The sequence below is a fragment of the Pseudomonas sp. EA_65y_Pfl2_P74 genome, assembly GCF_963970575.1.
Taxonomy (GTDB): Bacteria; Pseudomonadota; Gammaproteobacteria; order Pseudomonadales; family Pseudomonadaceae; genus Aquipseudomonas; species Aquipseudomonas baetica_A.
In genome coordinates this window covers 113350-134430 of the sequence record NZ_CAXAOQ010000016.1, presented here as the reverse complement: position 1 = coordinate 134430, position 21081 = coordinate 113350, and the positions used below count along the sequence as shown (strand labels likewise).

The window sequence follows — 21081 nt, the reverse complement described above, 5'->3', positions numbered from 1 at the left end:
CGACTTGGTCGACAACCGACAATTTAAAAGTCAGCGTGTAATCGCGTTGACTACGTTTTGCGCCCGTATCCATTGCCCCCTCCTGATAAGAAGCCAGAAGGTGTAAACCTTATTCAGGACGAGACAACCAAAAGCAAAAAGCCCTGCATCTGCAGGGCTTTTTGCTTTACGCGGCGTTCTTCGCCTTGATCTTCTTCAGCTCTTCATCACGCAACTCGCGGCGCAGGATCTTGCCGACGTTGGTGGTTGGCAGCGTATCGCGGAACTCCACTGAACGCGGCACCTTGTAGCCGGTGACGTTGGCGCGCATGTGCTCCATTACCTGCTCTTTGGTCAGTGTTACGCCTGGCTTGGCAACGATGAAGATCTTGATCGCCTCGCCCGATTTCTCGTCCGGCACGCCGATAGCCGCGCACTGCAGCACGCCCGGCAGAGTCGCCAGCACGTCTTCCAACTCGTTCGGGTAGACGTTGAAACCGGAGACCAGAATCATGTCTTTCTTGCGATCGACAATGCGCATGTAGCCATCCGGCTGGATCAGCGCGATATCACCGGTCTTCAACCAGCCGTCGCTGTCGAGCATTTCATCGGTGGCGTCCTGGCGCTGCCAGTAGCCTTTCATCACCTGCGGGCCCTTGATGCACAGTTCGCCGATTTCACCCAGTGGCTGCTCGACACCGGCATCGTCGATGACTTTACACAGCGTCGATGGCACCGGAATACCGATGGTGCCGATCTGAATGTTCTGGATCGGGTTGACCGTCGCCACCGGGCTGGTTTCGGTCATGCCGTAACCTTCGCAGATGGCGCAGCCGGTCACGGCTTTCCAGCGCTCGGCGGCGGCCAGTTGCAGGGCCATGCCGCCGGACAGGGTGACTTTCAGCGCGGAGAAATCCAGCTTGCGGAAGCCTTCGTTGTTGCACAGCGCCACGAACAGCGTGTTAAGGCCAACGAAACCACTGAACTTCCACTTCGACAGTTCCTTGACCATTGCCGGCAGGTCACGCGGGTTGCTGATCAGGATGTTGTGGTTGCCGATCAGCATCATCGCCATGCAATGAAAGGTGAACGCGTAGATGTGGTACAGCGGCAGCGGCGTGATCAGGATTTCGCAACCTTCATTAAGATTGGAGCCCATCAGCGCTTTGCATTGCAGCATGTTGGCCACGAGGTTGCGATGAGTCAGCATCGCGCCTTTGGCAACGCCGGTGGTGCCGCCGGTGTATTGCAGCACCGCAACATCACCGCTGTCCGGGTTGGCTTCAGCCACTGGCTGGCCCTGCCCCTTGCTCAGCACGTCGTTGAACTTGACGGCTTTAGGCAGGTGATAAGCCGGAACCATCTTCTTCACGTACTTGATGACGCTGTTGATCAGCAGGCGCTTGAGCGGTGGCAACAGATCGGCGACTTCAGTGACGATGACGTGTTTGACGCCGGTTTTCGGCACCACGGCTTCAGCCAGGTGCGCCATGTTCGCCAGGCACACCAGCGCTTTGGCACCGGAGTCGTTGAACTGGTGTTCCATTTCCCGCGCGGTGTACAGCGGGTTGGTGTTGACCACAATCAGCCCGGCGCGGATGGCACCGAAGACAGCCACCGGGTACTGCAGAACGTTGGGCAGTTGCACGGCGATTCGATCACCGGGCTGCAAATCGGTATGCTGTTGCAGATACGCGGCAAACGCACCGGACAATTCGTACAACTCACCGTAGGTGATTGTCTTGCCCAGGTTGCTGAAAGCCGGTTTGTTGGCGAAGCGTTGGCAGGATTGCTTCAACACTGCCTGAATGTTCGGATACTCGTCTGGATTGATGTCGGCAGCAATTCCAGCCGGGTATTTATCCTTCCAAAAGTCTTCGATCATGGAAGCCCACTCCTCAGCAACGCGAATTCTTCACCGCATTTGATGCGATTATTATTGGTGTGTGTTTTGTATTGGTGAATCTGGCTTCTGGATAGGCCGAGACGTCACAAAGCGCGCCGAGAGTAGCAGCTTTGCCGAGGGTCGACTAGAGCCAAAAGCGGCCCCTACAGTCACATTGATGACTCAAGACTCTCTAGCAGTCATTTTAGAGCAAAAATCCTATAACACCCTGAAAGCCCCGTAATTCGGGGGTATTCCTCCAAAAAGCATCGCGGGCAAGCCTGCATCCACAAGATCTGCATAGATACCTGTGGGTGCGTGGCTTGCCCGCGATCCGCGCAAAGCGCGGCTATTTATCGATCAGGCGATATCGCGCAACTCACGTCGCAGAATTTTCCCTACAGGCGTCATCGGCAACGACTCACGCAAGACAATGTGTTTCGGCACTTTGTAGGCGGTGAAATTCTCTTTGCAGTAAGCCTTGAGCTCTTCAAGACTTACACCGCTTTCGCGCGCCACCACAAACAGCTTAACCGCCTCGCCCGAACGCTCGTCCGGTACACCGATCACCGCGCAGTTGGCGACTTTCGGATGGGCCATGACCACATCTTCGATCTCGTTCGGGTAAACGTTGAAACCGGAGACGATGATCATGTCCTTCTTGCGATCGACGATGCGCACAAAGCCGTCCGGGTCGATCACGGCGATGTCGCCAGACTTGAACCAGCCCTCGGCATCCAGCACTTCAGCGGTGGCTTCAGGTTTGTGCCAGTAGCCTTTCATGATTTGCGGGCCTTTGATGCACAACTCGCCACGCTCGCCCATCGGCTGTTCGACGCCGTCATCGTTGATGACTTTCAACAGCGTACCCGGCACCGGCAGGCCAACCGTACCCAGACGCGACTGGTCGCCGTAGGGGTTGGTACAGGCCACCGGCGAGGTTTCGGTCAGGCCGTAACCTTCGGTGATGCGGCAACCGGTGAGCTGCTCCCAGCGTTCGGCCGTGGCTTTGACCAGCGCGGTGCCGCCGGAGTTGGTCAGTTTAAGGCTGGAGAAATCCAGCGTCTTGAAATCCGGGTGTTCCATCAGCGCAACGAACAATGTGTTCAAACCCAGCAGCGCCGAGAAACGCCAGTTTTTCAGTTCCTTGATAAACCCGGCAATGTCGCGCGGGTTGGTGATCAGCACGTTGTGATTGCCGGACACCATCATGCACATGCAATTCGCGGTGAAAGCATAGATGTGATAAAGCGGCAGCGGCGCGACCATCACTTCCTGGCCCTCGCGCAGCAGTGGCTGCCCGTCAGGGCCCAGTTGCGCGAGACAGGCCCGCACCTGCTGCATGTTCGCCACCAGATTGCCGTGGGTCAGCATTGCACCCTTGGCCAGCCCCGTGGTGCCGCCGGTGTATTGCAGCACGGCGATGTCGTCGAGGCTGGCCTTCAGGGGTTTGATGCCCAGCCCACGCCCCATGCGCAATGCGCTTTTGAAGGAGATCGCCTGGGGCAGCGAATACGCCGGCACCATTTTCTTCACTTTGCTGACCACGGTGTTGACCAGCCAGCCTTTGGCTGTGGGCATCAGGTCGCCCATCTTCGCTTCGATCAGGTATTGAATGTCGGTGTCGGCCAGCACTTCCTGAACTTTCTGGCCGAACATGTTCAGGTACACCAGCGCTCGAGCGCCGGAATCCTTGAACTGATGGCGCATCTCCCGCGCGGTGTACAGCGGGTTGGTGTTGACCACGATCAGCCCGGCGCGCAAGGCGCCGAACACGGCAATCGGGTAATGCAGGACATTGGGCATCTGCACCGCGATGCGGTCCCCGGGCGCAAGATCGGTATGCGCTTGCAGGTACCCTGCGAAGGCAGCGCTCTGGCGCTCAAGTTCTGCGTAGGTCAAGGTCACGCCCATGTTGCTGAAGGCCGGGCGATCGGCGAACTTCTTGCAGGAACGCTCAAACACCTCGATCACCGACTTGAATTCACCCATGTCGATGTCCAGCGGTACGCCGGCCGGGCGTTTGTCATTCCAGAAATCAGGTTGCATTGTTCTTGTCCTCTTTACCTGAGCTGATCCGGGGCCGCGTTTCTGTCATTTCTCGTTCATCCCTTGAAAGCAGAAAGCAAAAAGCGGAGCTTCACGGACACTAGCAGTTATGGCCAATCAGGCAAATACGGGCAAAGCCGTCATTGATCGTATGAATCTTCCTGCCGTCGTGTGGGCTGATCAGACGAAGAACAACGAATGCGCTATACACTGTTTCGACTCTGAGCAAAGGAATCGCCATGATCCACGACACTTTATGGCTGGACGCGAGTGACCGCCGCCGCCTCTTCGTCAATCTGTGGTTGCCCAAGACTCCGCTGAAAGCGTTGATCCTGCTGGCCCATGGCATGGCCGAGCACAGCGGGCGCTACCAACGGCTGGCTGAAAGGTTCTGCGCCCAGGGCTACGGCGTGTACGCCCCGGACCTGCGTGGACATGGCAAAACCGCCGAAAACGGCACCCTGGGGCATTTCGCAGAGAGCGATGGCTGGTGCAAAGTCGTCGGTGATCTGGCCAGCCTCAATCAGTACATCGGCCAGCAACATCCCGGCGTACCGATCATTCTGCTCGGGCACAGCATGGGCAGCTACCTGGCCCAAGGTTACCTGCTGCACCACAGCGCCAGCCTGCACGGGGCGATTCTCAGCGGTTCGAACTTTCAACCGGTAGCGCTGTACGGCGCCGCGCGGCAGATCGCCCGCCTGGAAAAACTGCGTCAGGGCGCCAAGGGTCGCAGTGCGCTGATCGAGTGGTTGTCGTTCGGCTCGTTCAACAAAAAATTCAAACCGGTGCGCACACCGTTCGACTGGCTCAGCCGCGATCCGGCCGAAGTCGACAAGTACGCTGCCGACCCGCTGTGCGGCTTTCGCTGCACCAATCAGCTGTGGATCGACTTGCTCGGCGGCTTGCAGCAAATCAGCAAAGCGTCCACTCTCGCCCAGATCGACCCGGGCCTGCCGCTGCTGGTGATCGGCGGCGAATGTGATCCGGTCAGTGAAGGCAAGCGTCTGACAGATCTGGCCAATGCCTTGCGCACGGCCGGCAGCCACAACCTGCAACTGAAGATCTATCCGCAGGCGCGGCACGAATTGTTCAACGAAACCAATCGCGACGAAGTGATCGCCGATGTGCTGACCTGGATCAATCAGGCCCTGAGCCATCCGCGCCCTCATCGCAGCGAATAATTTTTTGTGGATTCATTTAATCCGTCACAGGAACCCAGACCGATGACCCAGGTTACCAACACCCCTTACGAAGCCCTCGAAGTCGGCCAGACTGCCAGCTACAGCAAGACTGTCGAAGAGCGCGACATTCAGTTGTTCGCCGCCATGTCCGGCGACCACAACCCGGTACACCTGGACGCCGAATTTGCCGCCGCCAGCATGTTCAAGGAACGCATCGCCCACGGCATGTTCAGCGGTGCGCTGATCAGTGCAGCCGTTGCCTGCGAATTGCCTGGGCCGGGGACTATTTATATCGGTCAGCAGATGAGTTTTCAGAAGCCGGTAAAGATTGGCGACACACTGACCGTGCGCCTGGAAATCCTTGAGAAGCTGCCGAAGTTTCGCGTGCGGATCGCCACTCGCGTGTTCAACCAGCGTGATGAGTTAGTCGTCGATGGCGAAGCTGAGATTCTGGCGCCGCGCAAACAACAGACCGTAACCCTGCCAACCTTGCCGGCGATCAGCATCGGCTGATTGGCTGCACAACACAAAGTGGGAGCGGGCTGGCTCGCGAAGAGGTCGTGTCAGCAACATCATCGTTGCATGACACACCGCATTCGAGAGCAAGCCCGCTCCCACCGTTTTTTTCAGCGTGGCTTACGAACGAGCGCGAGCCTGGTTACGCAGGGCTTTCACCTGGTCGTGGTTGCGTTGCGCACCATGGAACTGGCGTTCAACCAGGTCGCGAATACCGACCAGATTGTGCTTGTTGATTTTCTCCATGGCTTCACGATAAGCCTTCAGCGCATGGTCTTCACCGCGCTCGGCTTCGTTAAGCACAGCTTCTTCGTCCTTGCCGGTAAACATCGCTTTGACGTCAACCCAACGGCGATGCAGGTCACCGCTGACGCTGGTGGACGTTTCCGGATCACCGCCCAGTTTGCGCACTTCAGCTTGCAGTTCCGCAGCGGCGGTAGCGCAATCGGCAGAGCGGGTGGTGAACAGCGTTTTGAGTTCAGGATGCTTGATGTCTTCAGCGCAAGTCTTGAACCCTTCCTGACCGTCTTTGCTGGTTTCAATCAGGTCATTGAGTACAGAGATGGCTTCTTTATTCATGTCAGTCATTTTTTCAATTCCTTGCGGTTGGTTGAAGATGCAAGGGATATTGCAGTGTGCGTGCCAGTTTCTATAAATAAAAAAATCTTTATATATCAATGCTTTAAATGTAAATGAACTATCTGTATCAAGGATATTTGCATGATCTGTCATTTGGCCTGCATGCAGAATGCCTGTATTTTCCACTCTGATTTGAAGCCAGACGATCTCACTGATGAATCCCGAAAAACTCGAACTGTTGATCACCCGCGAAATGCCCTTTGGCAAATACAAGGGCCGGATCATTGCCGACCTGCCGGGGCCTTATCTCAACTGGTTCGCCCGCGAAGGCTTCCCCCACGGTGAACTCGGTGGCTTGCTGGCCTTGATGCAGGAAATCGACCACAACGGCCTCTCTGACTTGCTCGAACCGCTACGCGCAAAACACGGCAAACCTGCCCCGCGCCACTGACGCGCCCTCCTCTACAGAGCTTGCCAACCATGCCCGACAACACCCGCCGCGCCCGTGACGAAGCCTTCTGGCAGACGTTCGCCGATCGTTATGACGCTCAACCCGGCCCCGTGAACCTGGAAAACGGTTACTTCGGGCGCATGTCGCGCACGGTGATCGAGGAGTACCAGCGCAACATCGAGCGGATCAACAACAGCAACTCGGTGTATGTGCGCCAACGCTTCGAACAGCACGACAACCTCGACATTCGCGCGCAACTGGCCGAGTTGATGGGCGTACGCGCGCAAAGCGTTGCCTTCACACGAAACGCCACCGAAGGCCTGCAATCGCTGATCCGCAACTACAACCGCCTGCAACCGGGCGATCAAGTGCTGATCTGTGACCTGGAATACGACACGGTAAAAGGCGCCATGCGTTGGCTGGCAAAACATCGCGGTGTAGAGGTGATCGAGATTGCCCACGCGCACCCGGCGAGTTTCGACAGTTTGCTGCAGGCCTACCGTGAGGTGTTCATCCGCCACCCGAAACTCAAGCTGATGGCGTTGACGCATGTCACCCATCGCACCGGCCTGGTGATGCCGGTGCAGGCTATTGCCGCGCTGGCCAAGGAGCACGGCGTCGACATCATCCTCGACGGAGCCCATGCCCTGGGCCAGATCGAGTTCGATCTGGGAGCAATGGGCATCGCATTCGCCGGCTACAACCTGCACAAATGGATCGGCGCGCCCCTGACCCTTGGCTTTCTCTATATCGCCCCGCAGCGCCTGGCCGACATCGATCCGGACATGGGCGAGATGCACTATTCGGTCAACGATATCCGCAGCCGCACTTCCTACAGCACGCCCAATATTCCAGCGCTGATGAGCCTCCCGTTGGTATTCGAGGAGCACCGTTCGCTCGGCGGCGCACCGGCCAAAGGTGCACGCCTCAATTACCTGCGCAATCTTTGGGTCAGCGCGGTGCGGCACTTGCCGGGCATTGAAGTCATGACCCCGGACGATCCACGGCTGTTTTGCGGGATCACTTCTATGCGTTTCACCCGCCACGACGATCAACAGGCGATGGCTGAGCGACTGCTCAACGACTACAACCTGTTTACCGTTGTGCGCACTGGCGCAGCCTGTGGACCGTGCATTCGCATCACGCCGGGGCTGACCACCACGTCTGCCGACATGCAGTTGTTGACCCGTGCGCTCAACGAGCTGCGTTAACGCGGCTATACGGTGTACTTGTCGAAGTCCTCGGGCCTGATCTGCGTCGACACCGCAAAGGTGTCGATGCCGAGGGTGAGGTGGCCGAAATAGCCGTCCTCGTGGGAGTCGCGACCGATCGGCCAGACAGCGAGGGTCGAGGCTTCGCCGCCCATACCGGCGTAAATACTGTCCTGGCCGTTGTCCAGCGGCAACGATGCCCGCCCCCGATAGGCTTTGGCATTGAGCACCGAGCGTGAAACGACCTCGGGAAAGTACAACTGCCCCACCCACGCCACACAACGCTCATCAAGGTATTCACTGCCGGCAACCATACGCACCGCGACATGAATGTGCAGCGTGCGACCGGCATAGAATCCCGGATAGATCGTCGTGAAACGTACCCTGCCCTTTTGATCGCAAAACTGGCTGCCACGCAGGTAGGTGTGGTCGTCGGTGCGCGGGATCGAGCCGATATCTTCAACCTCGACTTCGAGATCGGGATTGATCCGGCTCCAGCCCGAATAGGCCCCTCGCGCATTGCAATGCCAGATGTCCACGAGGGCGCCACTGACCGGCTCACCGGTCATTGCATCGACAATGGTCAGGCGCAGGATCAACGGCAGGCCTTCAGCACCTTCGCTGATGTTGCGACGCAACAGTTTGGGATTGCGAAAATACGGCCCGGCGATTTGCTCGGGGGCCAGTTGATATACAGGTTGCGGTGATGGGGATGCGGGATCTCGATCCATGACAGGTGCTCTCTTCCATAAGAAGAGCGCAGATTAGCGTCGTGCGCAAAACTCGGTGCGGTAACTATGTATCGAGCAATGTATCTGCGACTTTTTCAGGGCAAAAAAAAACGGTGCACCGACCAAGCGCACCGTAAAGCCGTAGAACACACAACGAAGTGTCAGGTAAAGCTGTCAATCCACAAGCATCAGTCCAGCAGCGCCAATGCCTCGGCGGTGCATTCCTGAATGCGTGCCCAGTCGCCGTTCTTGATCCACTCCGGATCCAGCATCCAGCTACCGCCTACACACATGACGTTTTTCAGCGCCATGTAGCTCTTGATGTTGGCAGGGCCCACGCCGCCGGTCGGGCAGAATTTCACTTCACCGAACGGGCCGCCAAGGGCCTTGATTGCCGCCACGCCACCGCTCACTTCAGCCGGGAACAGCTTGAAGCGGCGATAGCCCAAACCGTAGCCTTCCATGATGCCGGAGGCGTTGCTGATGCCCGGCAACAGCGGAATCGGGCTGTCGACGCTGGCTTCCAGCAGGTCGCGGGTGATGCCTGGGGTGACGATGAATTGCGAACCCGCCGCTTCGGCCGCCGCAAGCATGTTGCGATCAAGCACGGTGCCGGCACCGGTCATCAGTTCCGGACGCTGTTCGCGCAGGATCTGGATGGCCTTGAGACCGAACTGCGAACGCAGGGTCACTTCCAGCGCGGTGAGGCCACCTGCGGCCAGGGCGTCGGCCAGTGGCAGCACGTCCTGTTCACGAGCGATGGTGATCACCGGCAGGATCCGCGCCTTGGCGCAGAGGCTGTCGATCAGGGCAACTTTGTCCGCCATGGAAACGGTCGGGGATGGGTTTTTCATAGCGGCTGTTCCTTGGCTCATGGGCACCAGTAAATCTCTAACGTGGGTTGCAGAAACGCGCGAACCGGCATGGCAGCGACATCGTCGGATGCCAGCGCGGCATTCAGGGTGGTCAGTTTCGATTGACCGGAAATCGACAGAATCTTGTGCTTCGCCGACGCCAGCAGCGCACGGCTCATGCTCAGACGCTGATGCGGCACGGTGGGCGCCAGCATCGGCCAGCAACGGCGGGTGCCGTCGACCTGCAACGCCTCAGTGAGGTTCGGGCTATCGGGAAACAGCGACGCGGTATGACCGTCGTCGCCCATGCCCAGCACCAACACGTCAATCGCCGGCAATTCGGCGAGCAGACGGTCAGCCTGCTCGGCGGCTTGTTCGACATTCGCCGCAGCGCTGTAAAGGCTCAGAAATTGCGCCTTGGCGGCGGGGCCTTTGAGCAGGTACTGCTTGAGCAGACCGGCATTGCTGTCGGCGTGTTCGACCGGCACCCAGCGTTCGTCGGCGAGGGTCACGACGACCTTCGACCAGTCCAGTGCCTGCTTGGCCAGGTGCTGGAAAAACGCCACCGGGCTACGACCGCCGGACACCACCAGCACAGCGTTGCCGCGTGCAGCAATAGCATCGGTCAGTTGCTTGGCAACGTTAAGCGCCAAGCCTTCGGCCAGCGTCGCCGGGCTCTTGAATTCATGGGCGTTCACGCCCTCGGGCAGTTTCACATCAGATATCGCCATACCACGACCTCCCGTCCCGCGTGATCAATGCAATGGAACTCATCGGCCCCCACGACCCGGCCGCGTACGGCTTGGGCGCGTCACCGGATTTTTTCCATCCGGCGATCAACTGGTCACACCACTTCCACGCGGCTTCGATTTCATCTTTACGGACAAACAGGTTCTGATTGCCGTTCATCACTTCCAGCAACAACCGCTCGTAGGCATCGGGGATCCGCGCGCTACGCCAGGTGTCGGAGAAATTCAGTTGCAGCGGGCCGCTGCGCAGTTGCATGCCTTTGTCCAGGCCCTGCTCTTTGGTCATCACGCGCAAGGAAATGCCTTCGTCCGGTTGCAGGCGGATGATCAGTTTGTTGCTGATCTGCAAGCGCTGCTCGGGGGCGAAGATGTAGTGCGAGGGTTCCTTGAAGTGGATGACGATCTGCGACAGCTTTTGCGGCATGCGCTTGCCGGTTCGCAGGTAGAACGGCACGCCGGCCCAGCGCCAGTTGCGGATGTCGGCACGCAGGGCGACGAAGGTTTCGGTGTCGCTCTGGGTATTGGAATTCGGCTCTTCGAGGTAGCCCGGTACGGACTTGCCTTCACTGTGACCGGCGATGTACTGGCCGCGCACCACTTGAGTGGTCAGGCCTTCCGGGCTGATCGGCGCGAGCGCCTTGAGCACTTTTACTTTTTCGTCACGGATGCTGTCGGCGGACAGATCGGCCGGTGGATCCATGGCGATCAGGCAGAGCAGTTGCAACAGGTGATTCTGGATCATGTCGCGCAGCTGACCGGCCTTGTCGAAGTAACCCCAACGGCCTTCGATGCCGACCTTCTCGGCCACCGTGATTTCCACATGGGAAATGTAGTTCTGGTTCCACTGGGTTTCGAACAGGCTGTTGGCAAAACGCAAGGCGATCAGGTTTTGAACGGTCTCTTTGCCCAGGTAGTGGTCGATACGATAAGTGCGGTTCTCCGGGAAGAACTGCGCCACGGCATCGTTCACTTTGCGCGAGGATTCGAGATCGGAGCCAATCGGCTTTTCCAGTACCACGCGGGTGTTTTGCGCCAGACCGACGTTCGCCAGGTTCTCGCAGATAGCGCCGTACACCGCCGCCGGCGTGGCGAAATAGGCAATCATGCGCTGCGAACTGCCCGCCAGCTCGGCCAGCGCTACATAATCTTCAGCCTTGAGAAAGTCGACGTGCAGGTAGGTCAGGCGCGCCAGAAAGCGCTCGGCGACGGCCTCGTCCAACTCCTTGCCGACGTAGCGGCGCAGTTCATCGGCGATGAACGCCATGTGCTGCTGCTCGGAGCCGGCTTCACGGGCCAGCGCGATAATGCGCGTGTCCTCGTGCAACAGGTCGGCGCCATCGAGGTGATAAAGGGCAGGAAACAGCTTGCGCAGGGCCAGATCGCCAAGAGCGCCGAACAAGGCAAAGGTGCACGGTTCAACCGTAATCGAAGGCATGATGTTTGTTCTTTTATCAAGTTAAGCTACAAATACCTTTTTTCAAGGCATCACTCAAGGGAAAATGTAGTAATAACCACAACATTTTCACAGAATACAGATTCCGAGTGGTGGTCGGTCGGAGCCATCAGTAGGATAGGCCACCGTTACGGGCCATATCAAAGGCCCAATTTGCATAGCCCGGCGCACCTTTGCGCAGGTGAATTAGGAATTCCATATGGACCGCGTGCGAAATTTACTGGAACAGATCCAGAGTCGCCTTGAAGACCTGAACAAGGCCGAACGCAAAGTCGCCGAGGTGATCCTGCTCAACCCGCAGCAGGCCACCCGCTTCAGCATCGCCGCCCTCGCCCAGGCCGCGTCGGTGAGCGAGCCGACGGTCAACCGTTTCTGCCGTTCGTTCGGCGTCAGCGGCTACCCCGAACTCAAGCTGCAACTGGCCCAGAGCCTGGCCAGCGGCGCGGCCTATGTCAGCCGTGCGGTGGAAGCCGATGACAATCCCGAAGCCTATACGCAGAAGATTTTCGGCAGTGCCATTGCGTCACTGGACAGCGCTTGCCAGGCGCTGGACCCGAACCTGATCAGCCGCGCCGTCGACCTGTTGATTCAGGCGCGGCAAATCCACTTCTTCGGCCTCGGTGCGTCAGCGCCAGTGGCGCTGGATGCGCAGCACAAGTTCTTTCGGTTCAACCTGGCGGTGACGGCGCATGCCGATGTGCTGATGCAGCGGATGATCGCTTCGGTGGCTCACACCGGCGAACTGTTCGTGATCATTTCCTACACCGGCCGCACCCGTGAACTGGTGGAAGTGGCGCGCATTGCCCGGGAGAACGGCGCCTCGGTGCTGGGTCTGACCGCCGAGAACTCGCCGCTGGCCAAGGCCAGTACGCTGAGCCTGAACATTCCGCTGCCGGAAGACACCGACATCTACATGCCGATGACCTCGCGGATCATTCAGTTGACCGTGCTGGATGTGCTGGCGACCGGTATGACCTTGCGTCGCGGGGTCGATTTCCAGCCGCATCTGCGCAAGATCAAAGAGAGCTTGAATGCGAGCCGGTATCCGGTGGGTGACGAGTTCAACTGATCCAAAATCTCGGCTGATTGATCCGGCCTCTTCGCGAGCAAGCCCGCTCCCACAGGGGATCTGTTTTGAACACAAATCCTGTGTTCATTGAAGGTCCAATGTGGGAGCGGGTTTGCTCGCGAAACCGTCAGGCGACTCACCACAAATTCAGGCCGCAGCCCACGCCTGCAAACTCAAATGCGCCTTAACCCCCGGCGCCAGATGCAGGCTGTCCGTCCCGCCCGTCGCCGCTTCAACACAAACAAACTCCGAGATCTCATCCCAACTCACGCCCAACAGCGGCCGTGAGCCTGGATGCCAGACCACCGTGTCCGCCGTGTCACCGGTGTCAATGCACAACTCGCGCTGCCAGGCGTGATCCTTGAGCTGTAACTCGCCGTCGTGCTGGAACACCCGCTGGCAGCCACCCTCGACCCGCAACTCGCCTTCCTGCTGGCAAACCTGACGGTTCAACTGGTCATAACCCTGCGCGCCTTCGAGGCCGGACAGCGCTATCTCACCGACATCACCAATACGCCAGTAAGCGTGCAACGCCTGGCTCAACTGACACGGCATGTCGTCCTGATGCTCGGTACTCAGACGCAACTCCATGCGCTCGCCCAAGTGCGCGTGCAGATCGACCTGCCAATCGCACAGTTGCAATTGCCAGTGCAGGCGCACGCCATCCTCGGCGCTGCTGCTGTCGAGCAATTTCCAGTCGAGCAGCCGCGCCCAGCCATGGGACGGCCACGCGTTTTCGCTCGGATGGCGGCCGTACCACGGCCAGCACACCGGCACCCCACCGCGAATGGCACCGACATGCGGCCATTTCGCCGCACACCACAACCACGGCTTTTGCCCGCGTGGCTGAAAATGCAGCAACTGCGCGCCCTGACGACTGAACACCGCCTGACACAGCGGATGATCGATCACCAACACGTCGCGCATCTGATAGCGCTCCCAGGCGAACACCGGCTGTTCGCGCAAGGATCTGAAAAAGCGTTGCAGCGGATGCTCATGCATTGGCCACGATCCTGAACTCGTCTTTCATAGGGGTGCGCCTGCCCCCAAAAAAAAGCGGACAGCCTTGGCTGTCCGCAAATATGCGCACATAGAGAGGAGCTTATCGCAGACGCGTTAGAACACCGACTGAATTTTCAGACCGGCGACCAAAGCGTTGTCCACTGCGTCCACTCCACCTGGATGAGTGATGTATTGCAGGTTAGGACGTACGGTCAGCCAGTTAGTGACGTGGAAGCCGTAGTTGATCTCGTAGTTGTATTCGGTTTCACGAATCGGCGAGAACACCGGGTTGTCGTAATCCGAAACACCGTTGGATGCATTGAGCAGTTCGGCGTTTTTCTTCACGTCATCGTTGACGTGAATACGCGCCGCGCCAATACCGATGTCATCTTTTGGACGCGCGTCGAACGGGCCTTTGTAGACAAACATCACCGACTGATAGTTGTCGATGAAGTTGGTGTCCTTGTCGTGGAACGTGGCGTTGGCGGCGATGTTCAGACCGCGGGTCGCGTCACCGTTGTGGCTGGTGAGTTGCTGTTGCGCCACGAACCAGTAGCCGTGCTTGCTGCTGTGGGTGCGGTAGGCGTTACCGGTGGTTGCAGCGTCGTTGCCGTTGATGTCTTCGCGGACATCGCTGGCATCAGCGGTGCTCTTGTAGTAACCGACGCGGTATTCGCCCGGCAGGCTGTTGACCTTCGGCGACCAGACCAGCTCGACCGGCAACACCGTACCTTTGGTGCCGCTGCCGCTGAGCTTGAAGCCGTTGCCGTGTTCCAGTTGCGACGGGTTCTGGTTGTACGCACCGATCTGCGCGTAGAGCTCGTCGTTGATGTTGTACTTCACGCGGATCGCGGCCTGGCTGACGGGCCAGTTGTACCAGATGTTGGTCGCCCAGTTACCCACCTGGGAGCCGCAGAACGCCAGGTTCTGGAACTCGCACGGGAAGGTGTTGAAGTCTTCGCCTTCACCGAAGTAACCGGCCTTGACGTCGAGCTTGTTGTCGAAGAACTGGTGCTGAATCCACAGCTGGGTCAGACGCACCATGTGGCCACGGCCGTAAACTTCTTGAGACGAGCTCAAGGTGCCGGCACGCGGGTCGCCCACGCGGTCGTTGGAGATGTTTTGACCGTTACGGTTGGTCAGTTGAATCTTGGCCTGAGTGTTGTCCCAGCCCCACAGTTTTTGCAGATCCAGTGCCACGCCCAAACCGAACTGGTCGCTGTAGCGGCCGGTCTTGTCGTCGTTGTAGCCACCGTGCAGGTTGCCACCGACTTCCCCAACGTAATCGGCCTTGATGTCGATACCCTGCTCGATCAGCTTGGTCCGCTCACCACCCCAGTCGCCCGTCATCCATTTGGAATCGGAGCTGAACGCATCGGCGGCCATGGCATTGCCGGCCAGCACCAAGGCTGCCGCTGCTGACACTTGGCAGATCAACCGGGCATTGACGTGTTTCTTTTTCATCCCTACATCCTCGTCTTTATTGTTATTAACTGTTTTTATCTAACGCGGTTTACATAAAGTGCGATGGATTACAGGCAATCCACCGCGTGCTCCCACATTTTGTTCTTCAGCGGCCTTTGAACTGGGCCACGTTGGCAGACCGCGCTTCGGACTGCGCCTGACCGGCAACACCCAACCGCTCGCCAGTCTTGGCATCGAACAGCAGCACTTTCGACGGATCGAATTGCAGCGTCAGGTTCTCGCCCACCTGCGGCGCCACGTCCGGTGCCAGACGGCAGCAGACCTTGGTGTCGTTGAGGTTGACGAATACCAGCGTGTCGGGACCGGTCGGCTCGGTCACCTGCACTTCGGCGCGAATGCTCGGCAGGCCATTGCCCTCGTCGCTGGCCAGAACAATCTGCTCCGGGCGCAGGCCGAGGATCACTTCGCGATCTTCAAGACCGGCGTCCTGCATGCCCATCGGCAACTCGCAACGCGCCTGGCCACTGTCGAGCAGTGCCAGCAGACGACCGTCCTTGCGCTGCAAACGCAGCGGGATGAAGTTCATCGGCGGCGAACCGATGAAGCTCGCCACGAACAGGTTGGCCGGGGCGTTGTAGATCTCTTTTGGCGTACCGAACTGCTGGATGATGCCGTCCTTCATCACCGCCACTTTGTCGCCCAGCGTCATCGCTTCGATCTGATCGTGGGTCACGTAAACCGTGGTGGTTTTCAGGCGCTGATGCATCAGTTTCATTTCGGTGCGCATCTCGACGCGCAGCTTGGCGTCGAGGTTGGACAGCGGTTCGTCGAACAGATAGATCTTCGGCCGACGCGCCAGTGCACGGCCCATCGCCACACGCTGTTGCTGACCACCGGAAAGCTGACCGGGCTTGCGGTTGAGCAAGTGTTCGATCTGCAACAGCTTGGCCACGCGAGCGACTTCTTCATCGATCGCCGACTGCGCCATCTTGCGGATCTTCAGACCGAACTCGATGTTCTCGCGCACGCTCATGGTCGGGTACAACGCGTAGGACTGGAACACCATGGCAATGTCGCGATCCTTTGGGCTCATGCCGCTGACGTCCTGGTCGCCAATCATGATCGCGCCGCCGGTGATGGTTTCCAGCCCGGCGATGCAGTTCATCAGGGTCGACTTGCCGCAGCCCGACGGGCCGACCAGGATCAGGAACTCACCGTCCTTGATCGACAGTTCGATGTTCTTCAAGGTGTCCGGCAGGCCGGCACCATAGGTCTTGTTTACGTTACGAAGTTCGAGCGTAGCCATGATTACCCCTTGACTGCGCCGGCCGTCAGCCCGCGCACGAAATACTTGCCTGCGACCACATAGACCAGCAGGGTCGGCAGGCCGGCGATCATCGCCGCTGCCATGTCCACGTTGTATTCCTTGGCCCCGGTGCTGGTGTTGACCAGGTTGTTGAGCGCCACCGTGATCGGTTGCGAATCACCGCTGGAGAACACCACACCGAACAGGAAGTCGTTCCAGATCTGCGTGAACTGCCAGATCAGGCAAACCATGATGATCGGCGTCGACATCGGCAGAATGATCCGCCGAAAAATGGTGAAGAAGCCTGCGCCATCAAGGCGTGCAGCTTTGACCAGCGCGTCGGGAATGCTCACGTAGTAGTTACGGAAGAACAGCGTGGTGAACGCCAGCCCGTAAACGACGTGGATGAACACCAGCCCGGTGGTGGTGCTCGCCAGGCCCATCTTGCCGAGGGTGAACGAGGCCGGCAGCAGCACGGTCTGGAACGGCAGGAAGCAGCCGAACAGCAGCAGACCGAAGAACAACTGCGAACCGCGAAAGCGCCACATCGACAGGACATAACCGTTCAACGCACCGATGGCCGTAGAGATGATCACGGCCGGAACCGTGATCTTGATCGAGTTCCAGAAGTAACCATCAACCGTGGCCCAGGCCTTGACCCAGCCAATACCGCTGACCACGGTCGGCCAGCTCAGCAGGTTGCCGGTGCTGATGTCTTCCGGGGTCTTGAAACTGGTCAACAGCATGACCACCAGCGGAATCAGATAAAGGAACACGGCGAGGATCAGCACCGCGTAGATCGCAATGCGGCTCAGGCTGATCGCAGGTTTGGCAGCGAGACTAGTCATGACGCTTGGTCCTCAGCTCGGAGTACAGGTAAGGCACGATGATCGCCAGAATCGCACCGAGCATCAGAATCGCACTGGCCGAGCCCATGCCCATCTGGCCGCGACTGAAGGTGAAGGAATACATGAACATCGCTGGCAGGTCGGAGGAGTAACCCGGGCCACCGGCCGTCATCGCTGCAACCAGGTCGAAGCTCTTGATCGCGATGTGCGCCAGAATCATCACCGCACTGAAGAACACCGGACGCAGGCTTGGCAGTACCACTTTCCAGTAGATGGTCGGCATGCTCGCGCCGTCGATCTGTGCAGCACGAATGATCGACTGATCAACGCCACGCAGGCCGGCGAGGAACATCGCCATGATAAAGCCCGAGGCCTGCCAGACCGCCGCGATCACCAGGCAATACACCACGCGATGCGGGTCGATCAGCCAGTCGAGACGGAAGCCTTCCCAGCCCCAGTCACGCAACAATTTGTCCAGCCCCATGCCCGGGTTGAGCAGCCATTTCCACGCGGTACCGGTGACGATCATCGAGAGCGCCATCGGGTACAGGTAAATGGTGCGAATGAAACCTTCGCGGCGAATACGCTGGTCGAGGAACACCGCCAGCAACACGCCGATCACCAGTGTGATGCCGATGAACATGCCACCGAACACCGCGAGGTTCTTGCTTGCGACCCACCAACGGTCGTTCTCGAACAACCGCGCGTATTGCGCCAGACCGGCCCACTTGTAGTTGGGCAGGAACGTCGAAGTGGTGAACGACAGCACGAACGTCCACAGGATGTAGCCATAGAAGCCCACCAGCACGATGAACATGCTCGGCGCCAGCACCAGTTTGGGTAGCCAGCGTTGCAATGCATCGAACGGCGAGGCCTTGCTGAACACAGCAACAGAACTCATGGGGAAATCCAGTACAGGGAATAAAAACTACAGTGAGATCCCTTGTGAGAGCGGGCCTGCTCGCGAAGGCGGTATGTCAGTCGACGGATGGAGCAACTGACACGACGCCTTCGCGAGCAAGCCCGCTCCCACAGGAGGGGCCTGTGCTAACGACGCTTATTTGGCCGACTTGATCGCTGCGCCGAGTTTCTTGGCGGTATCGGCCGGATCGGCTTTCGGGTCGTTGATGAAGTTGGTCACGACATCAAAGAACGCACCCTGCACCGCCAGCGTCGTCGCCATGTTGTGCGCCATGCTCGGCTGCAAGCCGCCGGACTTGGCGTCTGCCAGGAAGTCTTTGGCTGCAGTTTGTGCGCAGGAGTCGAAACCGAGCTTCTCCATGTTGTTCAACATGTCGTTACGCACCGGGATCGAGCCTTTGTTGATGCTGAAGACCTTCTGGAAGTTCTCACCCAGCACGACTTTGGCAATGTCCTTCTGACCCGCGGCAGTGCCGGCGTCTTTCTGCTTGAACACCGCCAGGGAGTCGATGTTGTAGGTGAACGCCTTGTCGGTGCCCGGGAAGGCTACGCACTCGTAATCCTTGCCAGCGACTTTCTTGGCGGCGGTCCACTCGGACTTGGCCCAGTCACCCATGATCTGCATGCCGGCCTTGCCGTTGATGACCTTGGCCGCTTCCAGGTTCCAGTCCTGACCTTTGCCGTCGACGTCCATGTAGGTCGCGACTTTCTTCAGTTCAGTCAGGGCCTTGACCATTTCCGGGCCGGTCAGCGCAGCGTTGTCCAGATCAACCAGGGCTTTTTTGTAACCATCAACACCCATGACCGAGAGCACAACGGCTTCGAACACGGTGCTGTCCTGCCAAGGCTGACCGCCGTGGGCCAGCGCAATGAAACCGGCTGCCTTGAGCTTGTCACCGGCGGCGTAGAATTCTTCGAGGGTGGTCGGGTTCTTGGTGATACCGGCTTTCTTGAAGACTTGCGGGTTGATCCACAGCCAGTTGACGCGGTGAATGTTCACCGGAACGGCCACGTAATCACCGTCGTACTTCACGGTATCGGAGACTTTCTTGTCGAGCAGGCTGTCCCACTTCTCTTCTTTGGCGACGTCCTTGAGCACGTCAGTGTCGAGCAGACCGGTCGACGCCCATTCCTGGATGTCCGGGCCTTTGATCTGGGCAACGCCTGGAGGGTTGCCAGCGACAGCACGGCTTTTCAGTACGGTCATGGCAGTCGCACCGCCACCACCGGCGACAGCGCCGTCTTTCCAGGTGAAACCGTCTTTTTCGACTTGGGCCTTGAGTACATCAACAGCGGCTTTTTCACCACCGGACGTCCACCAATGCACGACTTCCACCGAACCTTTGGATTCGGCAGCGGACACACTGAGGGGCAGAATTGCGAGCGGGAACAGGGAGGCGACAGAAATGACAGTAGCGAGGCGAGAAATCGCATTCATCTGAGATGTACCTTTCTTGTTGTTATGCGTTGCAAGTCTGGTGCTTGCGCTGCACAGGAGTTTAAACAGGACGTTTCGCTTCGCAGGTAACGAAGGGACGCGCGAATGTCACGACATGGTTACATGACTGATTACATAGCAGCGCTCTGGGACAACTGCGCCAGCGCACTCGCCATACTCGGCGACAAGGGTAGACGAGGGATCAGTACGGCTTGCCAGGCGTGATACAGATCGGGTTTGCCCGGCCAGATATCGGCACTTGGGCGGTTATGTGAGTCGAGTTCGTGGTGCCAACTGCCGTTGCAGCGGTCAATGAAATGGCTTTCACAAAAATCCCAAAACAGCCGATACCAGGTTTCGTACTGCGCCTCGCCCGTGCGTTTGAGCAAGGCACTGGCCGCGGCGCTGGCTTCGGCATGTGTCCAGTGCAGACGATGGCGGACCACGGCTTTGTTGTCCCAGTCGAGGGTGTAAACAATGCCCGGCGCACCATCGACATCCCAACCGTGACGGCAGTTGTTTTCGAACAGTTTCTGCGCGTCGGTCGCCAGCCAGCCGGGAGTGAGCATACCGGCCTGCACCCGCGCGGCCTCAAGATGCAGCAGCAGCCGCGCCCACTCAAAACCGTGGCCTGGGGTGGTGCCGTAAGGGCGAAAACCGTCGGCGCGATTGTCTTGGTTGTACTCGCGCAGCGGTTGCCAGTCGCGGTCAAAGTGCTCGATGACCATGTAGCCATTGGCGCCAGCATGGCCGTGGATCACGCGTTCAACGATGCGCTGGGCGCGCACCAGCCAGCGCGGATCTTCCGTGACGTCGGCCAGCGCGAGGAAAGCTTCGGTGGCGTGCATGTTGCTGTTGGCGCCGCGATAGGCTTCTTCTTCGCTCCAGTCGCGATTGAAGCATTCGCGCATGGCGCCCTCTTCTTCGCTCCAGAAATACGTGTCGATGATGTCGATCGCGTCATCGAGTAAAGCTTGCGCGCCGGGGCGCTGCGCGACCACCGCAGAACTCGCCGCCAGGGCGACGAAGGCGTGCAGATAAGCGTTCTTGCCCGTGTTGCCATCGCGGTGTTCGGCGACCGCGAACCAGCCACCGTGCAGCGCGTCGCGCAACGGCCCGCGCAGGGCCGCGATGCCGTGATCGACCAGCTCGGCGAACCCTGGCAGGCCCTGAATATGGGCCATGGCGAAACTGTGAGTCATGCGTGCGGTGTTCATGGTTTCGGCCTGCGCGTTTGCAGGCAACTGGCCGCGCTCGTCGAGATTGCCAAAACCTTCGGGCAGTTTTGCCGCCTTGGCGAAATCCAGCAGGCGCAGGCCTTCGGCGGCGAGCCATTGCTGATGGGCAGGGGCGTTCAGCCAACTGCTGAAGCCTGGGTGAAAGAGATCCATGGGTGGCCTTTTTTGTTGTTATGACGGCGGGCAGTCTAAA

General features: G+C 58.8%; 19 protein-coding genes. 5 read left to right on the top strand and 14 right to left on the bottom strand.

Features of this window, described 5'->3' with window-relative positions; genetic code table 11:
• Window positions 1–166: 166 nt before the first annotated feature.
• Window positions 167–1864, bottom strand: a complete 1698-nt coding sequence (gene fadD1, locus AACY18_RS15140; protein ID WP_339430937.1) for a long-chain-fatty-acid--CoA ligase FadD1 — start codon at window positions 1862–1864, stop codon at window positions 167–169.
• Between the two features lie 360 nt (window positions 1865–2224).
• Complete coding sequence (fadD2, locus tag AACY18_RS15135; protein WP_221730730.1) at window positions 2225–3913, bottom strand: long-chain-fatty-acid--CoA ligase FadD2; 1689 nt, start codon at window positions 3911–3913, stop codon at window positions 2225–2227.
• A 239-nt stretch (window positions 3914–4152) separates the two neighbouring features.
• On the opposite strand from fadD2, the gene AACY18_RS15130 reads away from it, so the two are divergent.
• Together AACY18_RS15130 and AACY18_RS15125 are read left to right on the top strand one after the other, a co-directional pair.
• A complete protein-coding gene (locus AACY18_RS15130) occupies window positions 4153–5097 on the top strand; it encodes an alpha/beta hydrolase (RefSeq protein WP_339465263.1) in 945 nt (314 codons plus the stop codon).
• Between the two features lie 42 nt (window positions 5098–5139).
• On the top strand, window positions 5140–5610 hold the full coding sequence (locus tag AACY18_RS15125; protein WP_071553717.1) for a MaoC family dehydratase: 471 nt from the start codon (window positions 5140–5142) through the stop codon (window positions 5608–5610).
• Between the two features lie 123 nt (window positions 5611–5733).
• Here the strand turns inward: AACY18_RS15125 and AACY18_RS15120 are convergent, their stop codons facing one another.
• A complete protein-coding gene (locus AACY18_RS15120; RefSeq protein WP_339465262.1) occupies window positions 5734–6201 on the bottom strand; it encodes a ferritin-like domain-containing protein in 468 nt (155 codons plus the stop codon).
• 205 nt (window positions 6202–6406) lie between these two features.
• Here AACY18_RS15120 and AACY18_RS15115 point away from each other — a divergent pair, with 205 nt between their 5' ends.
• Both AACY18_RS15115 and AACY18_RS15110 read left to right on the top strand, forming a co-directional pair.
• Window positions 6407–6643, top strand: a complete 237-nt coding sequence (locus AACY18_RS15115; RefSeq protein ID WP_003227425.1) for a DUF3820 family protein — start codon at window positions 6407–6409, stop codon at window positions 6641–6643.
• Window positions 6644–6672: 29 nt separating this feature from the next.
• Complete coding sequence (locus AACY18_RS15110; RefSeq protein WP_339465260.1) at window positions 6673–7854, top strand: aminotransferase class V-fold PLP-dependent enzyme; 1182 nt, start codon at window positions 6673–6675, stop codon at window positions 7852–7854.
• A 5-nt stretch (window positions 7855–7859) separates the two neighbouring features.
• Here the strand turns inward: AACY18_RS15110 and AACY18_RS15105 are convergent, their stop codons facing one another.
• The 4 genes from AACY18_RS15105 to zwf form a co-directional block, all read right to left on the bottom strand.
• Window positions 7860–8585, bottom strand: coding sequence for an intradiol ring-cleavage dioxygenase (locus tag AACY18_RS15105; RefSeq protein WP_339430942.1), 726 nt, complete (start codon window positions 8583–8585; stop codon window positions 7860–7862).
• A gap of 188 nt (window positions 8586–8773) precedes the next feature.
• Complete coding sequence (locus tag AACY18_RS15100) at window positions 8774–9439, bottom strand: bifunctional 4-hydroxy-2-oxoglutarate aldolase/2-dehydro-3-deoxy-phosphogluconate aldolase (RefSeq protein WP_075945403.1); 666 nt, start codon at window positions 9437–9439, stop codon at window positions 8774–8776.
• 17 nt (window positions 9440–9456) lie between these two features.
• The gene (gene pgl / locus AACY18_RS15095) at window positions 9457–10170 is read right to left on the bottom strand and encodes a 6-phosphogluconolactonase (RefSeq protein ID WP_339465258.1); all 714 of its coding nucleotides are present in this window, start codon (window positions 10168–10170) and stop codon (window positions 9457–9459) included.
• Window positions 10157–11623 carry a glucose-6-phosphate dehydrogenase gene (gene zwf / locus AACY18_RS15090; RefSeq protein ID WP_339430944.1) on the bottom strand — a complete coding sequence of 489 codons (1467 nt, stop codon included), beginning with the start codon at window positions 11621–11623 and terminating at the stop codon, window positions 10157–10159. Before zwf ends, pgl begins: the two co-directional genes overlap by 14 nt.
• A 226-nt stretch (window positions 11624–11849) precedes the next feature.
• Between zwf and AACY18_RS15085 the strand changes: the two genes are divergently transcribed.
• Window positions 11850–12710, top strand: coding sequence for a MurR/RpiR family transcriptional regulator (locus tag AACY18_RS15085; RefSeq protein ID WP_171057240.1), 861 nt, complete (start codon window positions 11850–11852; stop codon window positions 12708–12710).
• Window positions 12711–12857: 147 nt separating this feature from the next.
• Here the strand turns inward: AACY18_RS15085 and AACY18_RS15080 are convergent, their stop codons facing one another.
• From AACY18_RS15080 to AACY18_RS15050, 7 genes are all read right to left on the bottom strand, one after another.
• Window positions 12858–13712 carry a D-hexose-6-phosphate mutarotase gene (locus AACY18_RS15080; RefSeq protein ID WP_339430945.1) on the bottom strand — a complete coding sequence of 285 codons (855 nt, stop codon included), beginning with the start codon at window positions 13710–13712 and terminating at the stop codon, window positions 12858–12860.
• Window positions 13713–13826: 114 nt separating this feature from the next.
• Window positions 13827–15176, bottom strand: a complete 1350-nt coding sequence (locus tag AACY18_RS15075) for a carbohydrate porin (RefSeq protein WP_221730722.1) — start codon at window positions 15174–15176, stop codon at window positions 13827–13829.
• A 106-nt stretch (window positions 15177–15282) separates the two neighbouring features.
• A complete protein-coding gene (locus AACY18_RS15070; protein ID WP_339465257.1) occupies window positions 15283–16443 on the bottom strand; it encodes an ABC transporter ATP-binding protein in 1161 nt (386 codons plus the stop codon).
• A 2-nt stretch (window positions 16444–16445) separates the two neighbouring features.
• On the bottom strand, window positions 16446–17291 hold the full coding sequence (locus tag AACY18_RS15065) for a carbohydrate ABC transporter permease (RefSeq protein ID WP_221730720.1): 846 nt from the start codon (window positions 17289–17291) through the stop codon (window positions 16446–16448).
• Entirely contained in the window at window positions 17284–18192 is a 909-nt protein-coding gene (locus AACY18_RS15060; RefSeq protein WP_339430947.1) for a carbohydrate ABC transporter permease, read from the bottom strand. The genes AACY18_RS15065 and AACY18_RS15060 overlap by 8 nt, the downstream gene beginning before the upstream one ends.
• Before the next feature lie 156 nt (window positions 18193–18348).
• Window positions 18349–19650 (bottom strand): ABC transporter substrate-binding protein, encoded by a 1302-nt coding sequence (locus AACY18_RS15055; protein ID WP_339430948.1) that lies wholly within the window; start codon window positions 19648–19650, stop codon window positions 18349–18351.
• Between the two features lie 131 nt (window positions 19651–19781).
• Entirely contained in the window at window positions 19782–21041 is a 1260-nt protein-coding gene (locus AACY18_RS15050) for a D-mannose isomerase (protein ID WP_339465255.1), read from the bottom strand.
• Window positions 21042–21081: the final 40 nt, after the last annotated feature.